The 16289-nt window shown below is 58.5% G+C and carries 13 protein-coding genes; all 13 read left to right on the top strand.

Translation table 11 applies throughout. The annotated features are described in order from the left end of the window. The first annotated feature begins 170 nt into the window (after nucleotides 1–170). The 13 genes from HY011_28975 to HY011_28915 all read left to right on the top strand — a co-directional run bounded on the left by HY011_28975 (nucleotide 171) and on the right by HY011_28915 (nucleotide 16063). Nucleotides 171–1034: a GAF domain-containing protein gene (locus HY011_28975; protein MBI3426981.1), complete on the top strand. Its 864-nt coding sequence runs from the start codon at nucleotides 171–173 to the stop codon at nucleotides 1032–1034. A gap of 132 nt (nucleotides 1035–1166) precedes the next feature. Next, nucleotides 1167–1547: a response regulator gene (locus HY011_28970; protein ID MBI3426980.1), complete on the top strand. Its 381-nt coding sequence runs from the start codon at nucleotides 1167–1169 to the stop codon at nucleotides 1545–1547. A gap of 287 nt (nucleotides 1548–1834) precedes the next feature. Continuing rightward, on the top strand, nucleotides 1835–4300 hold the full coding sequence (locus HY011_28965) for a chemotaxis protein CheW (protein ID MBI3426979.1): 2466 nt from the start codon (nucleotides 1835–1837) through the stop codon (nucleotides 4298–4300). Nucleotides 4301–4330: 30 nt separating this feature from the next. After that, nucleotides 4331–6040 carry a methyl-accepting chemotaxis protein gene (locus HY011_28960; GenBank protein ID MBI3426978.1) on the top strand — a complete coding sequence of 570 codons (1710 nt, stop codon included), beginning with the start codon at nucleotides 4331–4333 and terminating at the stop codon, nucleotides 6038–6040. Nucleotides 6041–6191: 151 nt separating this feature from the next. Beyond that, nucleotides 6192–7040 carry a transporter gene (locus tag HY011_28955; GenBank protein MBI3426977.1) on the top strand — a complete coding sequence of 283 codons (849 nt, stop codon included), beginning with the start codon at nucleotides 6192–6194 and terminating at the stop codon, nucleotides 7038–7040. 151 nt (nucleotides 7041–7191) lie between these two features. After that, nucleotides 7192–8868, top strand: a complete 1677-nt coding sequence (locus HY011_28950; GenBank protein MBI3426976.1) for a methyl-accepting chemotaxis protein — start codon at nucleotides 7192–7194, stop codon at nucleotides 8866–8868. 22 nt (nucleotides 8869–8890) lie between these two features. Further along, nucleotides 8891–9361, top strand: coding sequence for a chemotaxis protein CheW (locus HY011_28945; protein MBI3426975.1), 471 nt, complete (start codon nucleotides 8891–8893; stop codon nucleotides 9359–9361). A gap of 582 nt (nucleotides 9362–9943) precedes the next feature. Beyond that, nucleotides 9944–10315 (top strand): response regulator, encoded by a 372-nt coding sequence (locus tag HY011_28940; protein MBI3426974.1) that lies wholly within the window; start codon nucleotides 9944–9946, stop codon nucleotides 10313–10315. A gap of 58 nt (nucleotides 10316–10373) precedes the next feature. After that, complete coding sequence (locus HY011_28935; protein MBI3426973.1) at nucleotides 10374–11486, top strand: chemotaxis response regulator protein-glutamate methylesterase; 1113 nt, start codon at nucleotides 10374–10376, stop codon at nucleotides 11484–11486. Between the two features lie 25 nt (nucleotides 11487–11511). Further along, nucleotides 11512–12327, top strand: coding sequence for a protein-glutamate O-methyltransferase CheR (locus HY011_28930; protein MBI3426972.1), 816 nt, complete (start codon nucleotides 11512–11514; stop codon nucleotides 12325–12327). Nucleotides 12328–12335: 8 nt separating this feature from the next. After that, nucleotides 12336–12800 carry a chemotaxis protein CheX gene (locus HY011_28925; protein MBI3426971.1) on the top strand — a complete coding sequence of 155 codons (465 nt, stop codon included), beginning with the start codon at nucleotides 12336–12338 and terminating at the stop codon, nucleotides 12798–12800. A gap of 546 nt (nucleotides 12801–13346) precedes the next feature. Next, on the top strand, nucleotides 13347–13757 hold the full coding sequence (locus HY011_28920; GenBank protein ID MBI3426970.1) for an energy transducer TonB: 411 nt from the start codon (nucleotides 13347–13349) through the stop codon (nucleotides 13755–13757). Nucleotides 13758–13936: 179 nt separating this feature from the next. Beyond that, nucleotides 13937–16063 carry a methyl-accepting chemotaxis protein gene (locus tag HY011_28915; GenBank protein MBI3426969.1) on the top strand — a complete coding sequence of 709 codons (2127 nt, stop codon included), beginning with the start codon at nucleotides 13937–13939 and terminating at the stop codon, nucleotides 16061–16063. The last annotated feature ends 226 nt before the right edge of the window (nucleotides 16064–16289 follow it).

Below are 16289 nucleotides of genomic sequence, written 5' to 3'. Positions count from 1 at the left end.
AACAATCCCCTGTAGCAACCCCATCGCCACGAATTCCATTAGTGCCATTGCGCCTTGCTGCTTGCGTCAGTCCCGACACGGCTCTACTGCCGTTGCAAGTGTCAAAGAAGCGTCAAGCTTGTTCAATGGCGCGATCAATCAATGACGCTGTTTCAAAAAAAGAGGACAACATGAGTGCTGCAATACCCGCACTGGAAATCAACAAACTCTTCGCCCGTTCCGAAGAACTTATCAACGGCACCAGTGAAGGCAACGCCCACGCCCAGGCCGATTTGCGCGAACTCTTCCGCCGCACGCGCGAATTGGCCGTCGAGTTGATGCGTGACAACGAACAACTACGCGTGCAAAACCTCTTGCTCGAACGGCAAAGGCTGGAAACCGAGCAGCGCTTCGAAAGCAGCCGCATCGGCATCGAGAACGAACAGTTAAAGGCTGAGTTGAATTTACTCAACACACAAATCGGCGAACTCGAAAAGCGCTCCCAAAAGTTCCGCCGCCGTTACGAGGACATCGAGCAATACAACACGGCGCTCTCCAACGTGTACATCGCCTCCAACCAACTGCATTCCACGCTGGATTTTTCCGAAGTGGTCAAGACGGCTTCCGAAATTCTGTGGAATCTGGTCGCGGCGCCGGTGTTCGCCATTTTCCTGCACAACGAAAAGACCGGCAGCCTGTCGCTGATCGGGGGCGAGGGCATCGAGGGCCGCTTTCCTGACGGCGTGCTGATTCATACGGAAGGCATGGCCAGCGAAGCCCTGAATGAAGGCGTTTCGCTCTTTATTGACAACACCGTCAGCGGCGACCCGCTGGCCGCCGTCCCCCTCAAGATTGAAGGGCGCGGCGTGATCGGCTTGATCACCATTTACGAAATTGAAAAACACAAAGGCGGGTTGAGTGATCTCGACAAAGAACTCTTCGATTTGCTCGCCAGCCAAACCGCTACCGCGCTAACCAGTTCCAAGGTCTATAGCGAAACCGTCAAGAAGGTGAAATCTATGGAAAGCTTCATCAACCTGATCAAACCGGCCTAAGCAGCCGTGCGCCGCGCCGTGCTCGCCGCCGCGTGGCAACCCGGCCTGGCGCCAACCGCTTTTTGACTTGCTCAACAACACTGCGTGCATTCGTCACGCACCAAACCACTACCTTAAACGAAGGAACGCATTATGGCTGTGAACAAATCCTTTTTGATCGTTGACGATTCAACCACTATGCGCCAGCTCATCGTGATGACGCTGAAAAAGCTGGGCTGTACGTCGGTAATTGATGCCCCCAATGGCGTCGTGGCGCTGGAAAAATTGGCCGCGAATCCCGTGGACATCGTTTTCACCGACATTGATATGCCCGAAATGAACGGGCTGGAATTCATTGAACGCGCCCGTCCGCTTTACGCGAACTTGCCGATTGTCATTCTTTCGACACACGGCAACGACGAGATGCGCGACAAAGGGCTGGCCCTGGGCGCCAATCACTATTTGACCAAACCCCTCTCAGGGCTGGCCGTCACCGATGTCTTAGAGCAAATCTTCCCTGATTTAGAGCTGTAGCCCGCCGCCCTCGCTCAGCGCGACTCTCGACAGCCTTCCTCGCTTTGGCTTTTGATTCGGCAAGCGGGCCGGCCCGGTGCTGGCCCGCTGCGCCCCGGACGTATATGAAGCAACCAACTCAGACCATCGTTCAACCACCCAATAAACTCCGGCCTGATTCGGCAGCCACACCACCGTTAAAACAGGAAGTGTACGATCAGGCGACCACTACGAGAGAGTCCCTCGCCACACAACCGGAATTACAGCCAGCCCAACCCGCCGCCCAACCTGCCGCCGAAGCCGCTGGCATGGACAGCGAAGAAGCCGAAATGCTGGCCAATCTGATCAATGAATTCCTGATCGAGAGCTATGAGAATCTCGATCAACTCGACCGCGATTTGATTACGCTGGAGCAAGACCCGACGGCCAAGAGCACGCTGGCCAGCATCTTTCGCACCATTCATACGATCAAGGGCACCTGCGGCTTCTTCGGCTTCGGCAAGCTGGAAGCCGTGACGCACGTCGGCGAAAACCTGCTGAGCCGTTTGCGCGATGGCAAATTGCAACTCGATGCCGCACGCACGACCGGCTTGCTGGCGCTGGTTGACGCTGTCCGGCAGATGCTCAACCAAATCGAAACCACCCGCAGCGAGGGCGACGCCGATTACACGCAACTGATCGCCAAGCTGACGGCGCTGCAAACAGAGGCCGTCGCACCCACAGCAGTGGCGGCACAACCCGTGGCGTCCGCCAGTCAAACGTTTGAACCCGTGCGCGCCGACGCCGGTTGGGTTGAACCGGAACTCGTGCTCAGCCAGTCAGACGCGCCACTCGTCATGCTCGAACAACCAACCGTCCCGGCTGCCGCGCCTGCGCCCGTCGCCCAGGCGGCTGAACCCGCCGCCGCCAAAGCCGCCACCGCAAAGGCCATTAAGCCCGCCGCTGCGGCAGGCCCGAGCGTCGCCGACAACAGCATCCGCGTGGATGTCGGCCAATTGGATGTGTTGATGAATCTGGTGGGCGAATTGGTGTTGGCGCGCAATCAAATCCTGCAATTCGCCGCGACGCAAACCGATGGCGGCTTAAGCGCGACGACGCAGCGCTTGAATATGATCACGTCCGAATTGCAGGAAAGCGTGATGAAAACGCGCCTGCAACCCATCGGCAACATCTGGAACAAATTCCCGCGCGTCGTGCGCGATCTGGCCATCGCCTGCGGCAAAAAAATCGCCCTTGAGATCACGGGCAAAGAAACCGAGATGGACAAAACCATCATCGAGGCGATCAAAGACCCGCTCACCCATCTGGTGCGCAATTCCGCCGACCACGGCATCGAATTGCCCGACGTGCGCCTGCAGCGCGGCAAGCCCGCCGAAGGCCATATTTACCTGCGCGCCTATCACGAGGGCGGCCAGGTCAATATCGAAATTTCCGATGACGGCGCGGGCATTGACCCAGCCAAGCTCAAACAGCGCGCCCAGCAACGCGGCTTGATCACCAGCGAACAGGCCGCGCGCATGAGCGACCGCGAGGCCATCAATCTGATCTTCCTGCCCGGTTTTTCGACCGCCGAGAAAGTCACCAATATCTCGGGGCGCGGCGTCGGCATGGATGTGGTCAGAACCAACATCGAGAAAATCGGCGGCACGCTCGACATTCAAAGCAAGCTCGGCGCAGGCTCGACGATCAAGATCAAAATTCCGCTGACGCTCGCCATCATTCCGGCGCTGCTCATCGCCAGCGGCGGCGAGCGTTTCGCTATCCCGCAAGTCAATCTGCTGGAACTGGTGCGGCTGGAACACGAACAAGCCCGCACCGGCATTGAGTTGGTGCACGGCGCGCCCGTCTACCGCTTGCGCGGTAAGCTGTTGCCCTTGGTTTATCTGAACCAGGAATTGCAAATCGGCGCGGGTGCCGCCCACACTGGCGAAGCTGCTGTCAATCTCGTCATCCTGCGCGCGGACGAGCGGCAATTCGGGCTGGTTGTGGATGCCATCAACGACACCGAAGAAATCGTGGTCAAACCGCTCAGCAAACAGTTAAAGGGCCTGACCACCTTTGCCGGCGCGACGATTATGGGCGATGGCAAGGTGGCCTTGATTTTGGATGTCATGGGCTTGGCGCAACAGGCCGGGGTGGTTTCCAGCGTGCGCGACCGCGCCTTGGCCGAGGCTGAGACGGCGACGAGCGACGAGGCCCACAACCGCCAAAGGCTGCTGATTTTCAGGCTGGGCAGCCAGGGCCGCCTGGCCATGCCGTTGGCGCAGGTTGCGCGGCTGGAAGAAATTGCAGCGGCTGCCATCGAACGCGCCGGCCAGCAGGAAGTCGTGCAATACCGCGGCCAGATCATGCCGCTACTGCGCCTGGCGCAAATTTTCGGCTACGACGATCAACCGGCCAGCGCGGCAGAGACGCTGCCGGTGATCGTCTACTCCGGCCACGCGCGCGCCATCGGCCTGGTGGTGGATCAAATTGTGGACATCGCCGAAGAAGCCGTCACCCAACAGCATATCTCGCAACGCGCGGGCGTGCTGGGCACGGCCATCATCCAACAACGCGTGACCGAGTTGTTGGACGTACCCGCCATCATGCGCGCCCATGCACGGGATTGGGACGAACAATCCGCACCGCTCACCGAACATTGTCAGGCAGAGAACTGTCAACTCGTTGACAGCCCGCAAACACTTTTACCCCCGGCATCCGTAATCAAACCGGTTGCAACCACGACGCAATCTGCGAGCGCGCCAACCACCACGTTGCAACCGCTCTTTTAATGACCCACGTTTGCCGCAAGGAGAGCTTACATGATTCGACTCAGTGATCTGAAATATAAAACCAAATTGACGCTGCTGACGGGCGTGTTTGTCGCCGGCTTTTTGCTGCTTGCCGTCGTGGCGTTTGCCACCATCAATTTGATCAAGGTGAATGGCCCGGTGTATGCCGAGATTGTGCAAGGCAAAGACATCGTTGCCGACATCCTGCCGCCGCCCCTTTACATTGTCGAGGCGGAAAAGAATGTCAATGAAATGCTGCTGGAACCCAACGCCGTCAAACGCGAAAAACTGGTTGCGGAGTTGCGCCAAAAGAAACAGGAGTACGAAGAGCGGCACGCCTATTGGACGACCAATCTCGAAGCGGGCAAGTTGAAAGACTGCCTGCTCAACAAAGCCGGCCAGCCCGCGCGCGCTTACTTTGCCGAGGCCGAAAAGGAATTTCTGCCGCTGGTGCTGAAGGGCAATCTGGCCAAGGCCACGCTCATTTCCAAAACCACTCTCAACCCCATTTTTGAGCAACATCGCGCCGCCATCGTTGAGACCGTCGGACTGGCCGATACCTGGAACAAAGCGCATGAACAACATGCCGCCCAAGTCATCCAGTCGCGCACGACGCTGCTGATCGTACTGGGACTGTTGCTTCTGGGCGCGGCGGTTTTGCTGGCCGTATTGATCGGACGCGGCATCATGCGGTCTTTGACCAGCGCGGTGCAGGTGTTGGAAGTCGTCGCGACCGGCGACTTGCGGCCCCGGCTCCAACTCGACAATCAGGATGAGATGGGCCAGATGGGTCAGGCGCTCAATCAAGCGCTCGATGCCATGCAAAACGTGTTGCACAACATCAGCCAAAATTCCCAAATTCTGGCCAGCGCCGCCGAAGAACTCACCGCCAATGGCTTGCAAATGGGCCAGAACATGGAAGAGACCTCGGCGCAGGCCGTGGTGGTTTCCGCCGCCGCCGAAGAGGTCAGCAGCAACGTGCAAACCGTCGCCGCCGCGACCGAGGAAATGACCGCCAGCATCAAGGAAATCGCCCGCAACGTCAGCGCCGCAAACGACATTACCGGCACGGCGGTCACTTCCGCCGAAGCCACCAACATTCTGGTCACACGCTTGGGTGAATCGAGCACCGAGATTGGCAACGTGCTCAAAGTCATCACTTCGATTGCCGAACAAACCAACCTGCTCGCGCTCAACGCCACTATCGAGGCCGCGCGCGCCGGTGAAGCTGGCAAAGGCTTCGCCGTCGTCGCCAACGAAGTCAAAGAACTCGCCAAGGAAACCGCCAAGGCCACCGAAGAGATTGGCCGCAAAGTCGGCGGCATTCAAACCGACACGACCGAAGCCGTCGCGGCCATCCAACAGATCAACCAGATCATTCACCAGATCAGCGAAATTCAGACGGCGATTGCCGGCGCGGTCGAAGAGCAAACCGTCACCACCAACGAGATCAACCGCAATATCGTCGAGGCGGCGCGCGGCAGTTCCGAAATTGCCGGTAACATTCATACGGTAGCGCAATCGGCCCAAACCGTGCGCGCCGGTGTCACAGACAACCAAGCGGCGGCCAGTGAACTTTCACGCTTAGCGCAGGAACTGCAACAACTCATTAGTCAGTTCCAGTTCGACGCCGAATCCGGCGGCAACCACCGTGGCCCCGGTCAACCGGGTGAGGCGCGCCCCGGTGCCCCACTGTCCTTTGACAAAGCGTTGTTGACGCCGCTGACAGCGCAGCGTTGACGCGCAAGCTGGCCGCCGCATTTCAGATCCAAAGGTCAAGCGCTCCCACTTCGCTGCGTTTGGTTCGTGACAGCTCGCTAAGTAACCAACGCGGGGCCAGCCAATCCGGCGGCACCCTGCCCGCAACTCACAATTCAACGAGATAAATAATATGAAACGACTACTCCTTCTCTGCGGCACCCTGCTCTTTCCCCTGTTAGCACTCGGCCAGGAAGCCAGCAAAAAAGACGCCAAACCCGAAGCCTCCGGCATTCAGGACAACAGCTTTTTGATCGAAGAAGCCTATAACCAGGAAGCTGGCGTCATCCAGCACATTCACGCCTTCTCGCGCCAACGCAACGGCAGCTTCCTTTATACCTTCACCCAGGAATGGCCGTTCTTCGGCCAGAAACATCAATTGAGTTACACGCTGCCCAGCCAACGCGTCAGCGATCCGTCCGGCAATGACACGGGGCTGGGCGACATTGCGTTCAATTACCGGTATCAGTTGGTGGGCAGCGGCGCGACGCGCTGGGCCGTCGCGCCGCGTTTGAGTTTGTTGTTGCCCAATGGCAGCGTCCAAAAAGGCATCGGCGCGGGCGGGGTCGGGTATCAAGTCAATTTGCCGGTGAGCACGCTGATCACGCCGCAAGTGGTCATGCACTGGAATGCCGGAATGACGGTGACGCCCGCGGCGCAAAACCTGGCTCGGGAACAGGCGCGTACACTGGGCTATAACCTGGGCCACAGCGTCATCTGGCTGGCCAAGCCCAGTTTCCATGCGGTGTTCGAGACGGCTTGGAATCGCTACAGCACGGTGGCGGGGCCGCGCCTGACCGAACACAGCGACACGCTCTTTCTCAATCCGGGCGTGCGCTGGGCGCATAACTTCCGCAACGGAACACAGATCGTGCCGGGCATCTCAGTCCCGCTAGGCGTCGGGCCGAGCAACGGTGTGCAAGGCGTTTTTCTGTATCTCAGCATTGAGCACCCGTTGTTTGGGAAGAAGTCAAAATCATAAATTCGAACGTGACTGCCTGCTGTTCAAGCATCCCTGAGTAACTCACGCGCGACATCGGTCAGCTAAACCAGCGGCGCGGTTCAAACCAATGTCAGACTGGAACGACGCTGGCCGAGTCTTTCAACCAAACATCCGCATTCAGGAGATTTTCGTGAACAAAATCGGTTTTCGGCAAAAACTTTTGGGGTTGGCGCTGTTAAGCGCATTGACGCTGGTGGTGGTCGGCTTGACGGGCTACTCGCGGTTATCGCAGATGACGGCTGCCGTGCAAAAACAGGCCTTGAACAATTCGGTCCAGCGCGACCAGATGAACGGCGACATGATGCACGACGCCTTGCGCGCCGACGTTTACGCCGCGCTCTATGCAGCCCAATCACGGCAGAGCGACCTGCCGCGCATCAGCCAGGATTTTAACGAGCATGTCGAGTTGTTGCAGAGTTCTCTGAGCGACGTTGAAAAGACCTCGCCCGATCAGGCAGTCACCAGCCATGCCAAAGCCGTGATTCCGGTGGTTCAAACATACGTCAACGATTCACGCACATTGCTGGAGTTGGCCTTCAAAAACCGGGCGGCGGCCAACGCCAAATTGCCCGCCTATATCGAGCTTTTCAAATCGCTGGAAGGCAAGCTGGAAGGGTTGGGGAACGCCATCGAAAAAGATGTCGAACAATCGCGCGCCGAAAGCGAGGCTCTCAGCGCGCAAGGCCAGCGCTTGATTCTGTGGACTTTGTTGTTTGCCCTCGCGGGCACGTTGGGCTTTACCACTTGGATCGTGCGCAGCGTCAAACATCCGCTGGATGAAGCGGTCAAGGTTATGCAAGGGCTGGCCGGCGGCGATTTGGAACACCGGCTCTTGCTTGATTCGACCGATGAATTCGGCCAGATGGCACAAGCGTTGAATCAATCTATTGCGAGTATCAGCGGCACTTTGCGTTCGATTAGTCAGGCCGCCGGGACGCTGACCACCTCCTCGGCCAATCTGCATCAGATCGGCCAGCAGATGAATGGCAACGCCGAAGAGACGTCGGCCCAAGCCCTCGTGGTTTCCGCCGCCGCCGAAGAGGTCAGCAGCAATGTGCAAACCGTCGCCGCCGCGACCGAGGAAATGACCGCCAGCATCAAGGAAATCGCCCGCAACGTCACCGAGGCCACCATCGTCGCCAGCACGGTGGTCGAAGCCGCCGAGGCCACCAACACGCTGGTTTCACGTTTGGGCCAATCGAGCGCCGAGATTGGCAATGTCATCAAGGTCATCACTTCGATTGCCGAACAAACCAACCTGCTCGCGCTCAACGCCACCATCGAAGCCGCGCGCGCGGGCGAAGCTGGCAAAGGCTTCGCCGTCGTCGCCAACGAAGTCAAAGAACTCGCCAAAGAAACCGCCAAGGCCACCGAAGAGATTGGCCGCAAAGTCGGCGGCATTCAAACCGACACGACCGAAGCGGTAGGCGCCATCCAACGCATCAACCAGATCATTCACCAGATCAGCGAAATTCAGACGGCGATTGCCGGGGCGGTCGAAGAGCAAACCGTCACCACCAACGAGATCAACCGCAATATCGTCGAGGCGGCGCGCGGCAGTTCCGAAATTGCCGGCAACATTCACAGCGTCGCCCAGTCGGCGCAAACCTTCCGCACCGGCGCGGGTGAAAGCCAGACGGCAGCCGCCGAACTGGCGCAGATGGCGCAAGAGTTGCAGCGACTGATTGGCCAGTTCCGTTATGAATCCGCCGCGGCCACCCCAAGCGACCCTTCCGGCTCCGCCGCCAAGCGCGGCTGGCAGGCGCTTGAGAACAATGTTCTGACGCCCGTCGCGCTGGAACACTGACAGCATCGCAACGAGGAGTTTTATGGCAGCCGTACAACAATTTTGCACTTTCTATTTGGACAATCTGTTTTTGGGCGTGGAGGTGCTCCGGGTGCAGGAAGTCATCCGGTATCAGGAAATGACGCGTGTGCCCTTGGCCTCGGAAGTGGTCAAAGGCCTGATCAATTTGCGCGGCCAGATCGTCACCGCCATTGATTTGCGCCAGCAGTTGCAGTTGAAAGCGCGCTCCGCCGAACGCCCCCCGATGAATGTCGTCATCCGCACCGACGATGGCGCGGTCAGTTTGCTGGTAGACGAAATCGGCGATGTGTTGGAAGTCAGCGCAGAACAATTCGAACAGCCGCCTGAGACCTTGCACGGCACAGCACGTGCACTGGTGCGCGGCGTCTATAAACTCAAAGATCGGCTCTTACTGATTTTGGACACCGAAAAAGCGCTGGCGCTGGACGCTCTGCACCAGCTACGAAAAGGAGATAGCGAAGCTCGATGCTAAGGTTGCGCGCGGCTTTTGCACGCGGCTTGGCGGCTGTCGGATTCTTGACACGCCGCCGCCCGCATTGGTGATAAGCCAATTCCAGCAGCGCGTGCCACGCCACGCGCAGTCGCTCCCTTTTTCGCGCGCCCAGCTTGGTTGGCAGCGGCCAAGCCAAGACACTGATGGACAGCTATCCCTAATTCCTAGCTGAAATCTCCCGGCTCTCCATCAGCATTATGTCAGCCAAGCGCTTGGTGTTTGGCTAGGGCACTTGAGTCAACATCCCGCCACGCAGTTGGGCGGAGAGATACTGAGTACACGAGCAACTAAGTTATCTCGTGTTTTGAAAATTGTTTTTGCCGCGTTAGCGGCGGTTGAATTTAGCCGTGGGTTTTCAACCCACGGTATCCGCGCCACAAACCCGCGTCGCGTCAGTCAGCGACGCTTGAATGGTCGCGTGTTTCAAGCGTCGCTGACGCGACGCGCAAATGATTGTGCGCTGCCCGTGGGTTGAAAACCCACGGCTAAATTCAACCGCCGCTCTGCGGCGAAGAGGTAAATGCCAGAAAATTTAGTTTTTCTTGTACTGAGGAGATAACCATGCGTGCACTTGTGATTGATGATTCCAAAGCCATGCGGATGATCGTCAGCAATATCCTGAAAGGCTGTGGGTTCACCGTCGTCGAAGCCATTCACGGTCAGGATGGCTTGGCCAAGCTCAGCGCCAATGAGACGTTCGACCTGGTTTTAGTGGATTGGAACATGCCGGAGATGAATGGTTTTGAGTTCTTACAAACGGTGCGCGCGCAACCCTGCTACGCTGAGTTGCGCGTGATGATGGTCACCACCGAAACCGAGATCGAAAACATGACCCAAGCGCTGGAAGCGGGCGCCAACGAATACATCATGAAACCCTTCACCAAGGACGGCCTGCGTGAAAAGCTGGAAATGCTGGGTTTGCCACTCGCCTGAGTCAGTCAGCAGAAAACAGCGGCGCCCCCAACGCTGCCTATGCCGGAGATGCCCTGTGATGCAAAAAATTCGAGTCTTGATCGTTGATGATGCGGTCGTCGTGCGGCGCATGGTGGCGGACACCCTGGCCACAGACCCGCAGCTCGAAGTCGTCGCCACGGCTGCCAACGGGCGCATCGCCTTGGCCAAACTCAATCAAGTCAAACCGGACATCCTGGTGATGGATGTCGAAATGCCGGAGTTGGACGGTTTAGAGACGTTGAAGGAACTGCGCAAAACGCATCCGCGCCTGCCGGTCATTATGTTCAGCACACTGACCGAACGCGGCGCGGCGGCGACGCTCGAAGCCTTGACGCTGGGCGCCAATGATTACGTGACGAAACCCGCCAATGTCGGCAGCGTCGCGGTCGCGCTGCAACGTCTGCGCGATGAGTTGATCCCCAAAATCAAAGGGCTGTGTCCGCAGCTTCTGGCTCTCAAACCTCCCTTACCGGCGCGCGCGCCTGGCAATGGCACAAGCGCCGTCGCTGTGCCTCAACTCGTGCGCGCTCCGCTGTCCAAAGGCGCGCCGCGCCCGGTTGAGATTCTCGCCATCGGCGTTTCGACGGGCGGCCCCAATGCGTTGGCCGAACTCTTGCCGGCCTTGCCCGCCGACTTTCCGGTGCCGATTGTGATCGTCCAACACATGCCCGCGCTCTTCACCAAATTGCTGGCCGAGCGCTTGCAGGCCAAATCCACGTTAAAGATTCGCGAAGGCGTGGCAGGTGAAGTATTGCGCCCCGGCCAGGCGTGGATTGCGCCGGGCGGTCAGCACATGGTGGTGGAAAGCAGCAAAGGCGTCGTCCGGCTCGGCACCCATCAGGAAGCGCCGGAAAATTCCTGCCGGCCGGCTGTGGATGTGCTCTTCCGCTCGGTCTGCGTGGCGTATGGCGCGGGCACGCTCGCGGTGATCTTGACGGGGATGGGCCGCGATGGCTTGCGCGGCTGCGAACTGATCCATCAGGCCAATGGCCAGATCCTGGCGCAAGACGAAGCCAGCAGCGTGGTCTGGGGCATGCCCGGGGTCGTCGCTCAATCCGGTTTGGCGGACAAAGTGCTGCCACTCAATCAACTGGCGCCTGAAATCCTGCGGCGCATCCGCCGCGAAGATGCACGCTCTCATTCGCTTTAAGGCGCAAGTTGCCAAAGACGAAATCATGACGATCAAAAGCGCAGACTTTGATTACCTGAGCAAGCTCGTGCGCGAGCGTTCAGCCATTGTGCTGGAAACCGGCAAGGAATATCTGGTGGAAGCCCGCTTGACGCCGCTGGCACGCCGCGAAGGGTTTACTTCCCTGGAGGCGTTGATCACGCAATTGCGCACGACGCCCTACAATCAAGTCCATCGCAAAGTGGTGGACGCCATGACCACCAACGAAACCACGTTCTTCCGCGATATTCACCCCTTCGACATGCTCAAGAAAATCGTGCTGCCCGCCATCATCGAAAAACGGCAGGCCATGCGCGATTTGACCATCTGGTCCGCCGCCTGTTCGAGCGGTCAGGAACCTTACAGCATCGCCATGTTGCTGCGCGAAAACTTTCCGGCGTTGGCCAGTTGGAACGTGCGCATTCTGGCCACCGATATTTCGCAAGGGATGTTGGAACGCACGCGCCAGGGCCGCTTCAACCAATTGGAGATCAACCGCGGCCTGCCCGCCGTTTTGCTGGTCAAATACTTCGAGCGGCAAGGCCTGGAATGGCAGATCAAGCCGGAGTTGCGGGCCATGTTGGAAGTGCGCGAGTTAAACCTAGCCGAACCGTGGAATCCGCTTCCGGCGGTGGATATTATCTTCATCCGCAACGTGATGATCTATTTCGATGTCGAAATGAAAAAGCACATTCTGCGCAAGCTACGTCAGGTGCTCCGGCCTGGCGGCTATCTCTTCCTGGGGGGCGCGGAAACGACATTGAACCTGGACAGCACGTTTACACGGCTCAACCATGACAAGGCCATTTGCTATCAGGTGTAAGGAGACGTATGCAATTTCTGGAAAATGAGATTCGCCAGGTCACGGAAATGGTCTGGGCCTCCATGTTGGAACGTGAACTCGAACCCGGTCATTACCTGGACTGGCAACCGGTGCCGGTCGAGATGTTGATGGGTTCCGTCCACTTGCACGGGGATTGGAATGGCGCCGTGACGCTGAATTGCTCGGTCACGCTGGCGCGCCAATTGGCAGCCATTCTCTTTGGCGTGCCGGAACAAAGTACGACACTTGAGCAGACGCAGGATGTGCTGGGCGAATTGGCCAATATCGTGGGCGGCAACATCAAAGGCTTATTGCCGCTGCCCAGCCAACTCTCGCTTCCCTCCGTCAAAGCCGGCGCGGACTATCTGTCGTTGCTGCCCGACGGCCAAGTCGTCAGCAAAGTCGAGTTTCAATGTCTGGGCGAACCGCTATTCGTCGTGCTCTTGAAAAACGAGGCGCAGCAGGCGGCCTAACGTAGGGGCAGACCTGCGTGTCTGCCCTGGGCGGGTTTGACGACTCCGCTGTCGTCTGCGGCCACCGGGGCAGACACGCAGGTCTGCCCCTACGTTAGGTCGCACCCATCTGCAAAGCGCTATAAAACTATGATGAAAACAACCTCTGAGATTTCCTTGCTGGTCAACGCGGGCGCGCACCTGCCGCGCCTCAATGAATTCCACTGCATGACCAGCCATCACATGCCTGAAAACAGGCGAAGAGTCACAAAAAATCTGCCAACCCGCTCAAGTAACCGGCGCTTTAGCCGATAAGATTACTGGCATTGCTGGGAGCCTTGTCAGCGCTCTGCAGGCTTTGGGCTTTCAAGAGAGCGATGCGCAATTCGACAAACGTTCGTTTGATCCGCCGCTGGACTGGGAATGACAGGACGCCGGGCTTCGAACGCCTAATCAGACTGCAACCCACGCCACCTACACGATGATTGGGCTTGCGCTCCGCGCGCAGTGCTGCAAAGCCGGACAATCCCCCGTTCCTCGAAACAATCACTCAAAGGAGAATTCAAGATGTCTTTCAACCGTGAAAACACTATCGCTGGTTTCCGCGTCAACAAACGTCAGACCGTTTTGCTGACCGGGGTTTTGTGGCTGCTGGCCAATTTGCTGCTGCTCACACAGCCTGCCGTCCAGGCCGTTGAGACTGTGGAGGCAGGCAATCTCAATGGGCGCGCCTTGAGCCTGCCCACGCCTGAGTATCCGGCCTTGGCCAAACAAACACGCACTACCGGGCTGGTCAAAGTGGACATCGTGATCAGCGAAACCGGCAAGGTCGAATCGGCCAAAGCCACCAGTGGCAGCCCTATGTTGCGGCAGGCTTCGGTTGATGCCGCCCTGAAGGCGAAATTTGCGCCGACCTTAAAGGCCGGAGCGGCGGTGAGAGTGACTGGTTTTTTGCAATATGAGTTCAAGTTGAGTTGAAACTTGCGCAGTCTCTTCCCGCTTAGCCTTCCGCGTTATCTTCCGGCAGAGTGAGCGCCGCGCGCTCACTCCCAGAGCAGGCTCACTCTGCCTTTCCGCTTCACCCGCAATTCACTCTCAAGCAGCCCGCCCAACGGATCATTAACCAGGCAGCGGACAGCGAAAGGTAGCTTGACCCCATGAACATGAAAATTTCTTCGCAGACTTGGTTCACCAATTGGACGATTCACAAAAAGATACTGGCTGGATTCGTCATCGGACTTCTCTTTACGATCTGCCTGGGCCTCTTTTCGATGGTCGGCATGCATAAGCTCAACCGGGAAACCGAGGCGCTGGCCTTCGTCTGGCTGCCCGTCACCCAAACGCTGGGTAACGCGCAAAACAGCTTTTTTAACAGCCGCATCCGACAGTTCAATTACTTTGTTGAAACAGACGAACAAGCCCGCGGGCAGCTCGAGCAGGAGCTGAACCAAGCGCTACAGGATTTCGCCACGCACATGAAAAAGGCCGAGGCTTTGCTGACCAAGCCGGAAGACCGGAAGCTGTGTGCTGAAATCATCGGCAACATGCGCGACTATAACGAGCAAAGCGCGCAATTGGTCACGCTGCTCAAAGCCGGACAAGTCGGCGAAGCTTCGCAGATGCTGCTCACCAAAACGGCGGAAACGCGCCGCAAGATCAGCCAGGCCAGCGATCAACTGGTCACCAATATCGTGACGGCTGGCAGGCAATCCGCTGAAAGCAGCGGCGCGCTTTACCGCTCGCAGCGCAACTTACAGATTCTGGCGTTGCTGGTGGTGATCGTCCTCAGCCTCGGCGCGGGCCGCTGGCTGGCCCGCCGGATTTCGGAACCGGTGATTGCCATTGCACAGGCCACCAATTTTCTGGCCGAAGAGCAACTGCCCAAATTGGTGGATTCCGCGCGCGCCATTGCCGCCGGCGATCTCACCAAACAGATGGCCGTGCATTTTGAAGCCATCGAAGTTTCCGCCAACGATGAAGTCGGCCAGATGGCGGAATCTTTCAATCAGATGATTGCCCGGCTGAATGAAATCGGCAGCAGCTTCGAACAGATGAACGGGAACCTGCGCGAGGCGGTGATGCGCATCAGTCAGGGTTCGAGCCAGGTCGGCGCGACTTCCTCGGAGATCAAGACCGCCAGCGCCCAATCGCGTCAATCGTCCACGGCCCTTTCTTCCTCGACCGAAGAAGTCATGGCGACCATTCATGAAATGGCCGCTTCGATTCGCCAGGTGTCTACCAACGCGCAAACGCAAGCGGCGGCGACCACCGAAACCTCGGCAGCCATCACTGAGATGGTGGCTTCGTTGCACGGCATTGCCGAGCATGTGCGGGAATTGTCCGCGCTTTCGGCCAGCACCGGCCAGGCGGCCCAAACCGGCCAGCAAACGCTCAACCTCGCCGCGCAAAACATGCAACGGCTCTCAGCTTCGGTCGAAACCGTCGGCCAAACGGTTGACTCCCTCGGCTCACGCGCCGAAAACATCGGCAAAATCGTCGAGACGATTGACGACATCGCCGATCAAACCAATCTGCTGGCCTTGAATGCGGCGATTGAAGCCGCCCGCGCCGGCGAGCATGGCCTGGGGTTCGCCGTCGTGGCGGATGAAGTGCGCAAACTGGCCGAGCGCAGCGCCCGCTCAACCAAAGAAATCGGCGACCTGGTCGCGGCCATCCAATGCGATTCACGCGCCGCCGTCCGGCAAATGGATGAATCGAATAAACACGTGCGGGATTACATCGCCGACACCTCGGTGGGCGAGGCCTTCCGCACGATTCTCGCTGCCGTTGAAAAGATCGTCGGACGCACGCAGGAGATCGAAGCGGCCACCAGCGAACAGTCGGCTGGCGCCGAAGAGATAGCCCGGGCCACCCACGGTCTCAGCCAACTCACGCAAGAAATCTCTGCCGCCACCGAGGAACAATCCACGGGCACCGCCGAAGTCGTCCGCGCGATTGAACAGTTGCGCGAGATGGTGCAGCAATCCGTCGAGATGACCAACGACTTGCAAAAGGCGGCGGAGAGCCTCTTCCAGCAATCGGATGTGCTCAAGGAGGTGGTCGGGCAGTTCCATTTCGACGAGGACTTCGATCAACAGGTGGACGAACCGGCATCAGGGCAACCGGGCAGGCAACCGGGCAGGCAACCGGGCGTTGATTTCCAACCGCCGCCGGAACGCCCCCTGACCAGCAAGGAACGCCGGCAACTTAACCATCTGGTGGCGGCCAAAGCGGCTGAGACCGCCAGCCGCGCCGGGTCGCGCGCGCACGGTTTCGCGCGCTAAGTTCTTGGGCATTTCGGGCCTCACCTTGTAGTAACGAATTTATTCGTTACATCCCAGCGCGTAACGAATAAATTCGTTACTACAAGGTGAGGCTGTAACTGCCCGGAAACTAGATCGGTTTTCACTTCGGTGTATGGCAAAAAGCCGCGCGCCGGGACAGTACCGCGCGCGTGAGCAAGCGGCGCTTCGGTGTTGCGTCAGTCCGCCGTGCTTGACGCGCCGCTTG

It is taken from the genome of Acidobacteriota bacterium (genome assembly GCA_016196035.1).
Classification (GTDB): Bacteria; Acidobacteriota; Blastocatellia; order RBC074; family RBC074; genus JACPYM01.
The sequence above is the reverse complement of the archived record's forward strand: the minus strand, read 5'-3'. Positions and strand labels throughout refer to the sequence as shown.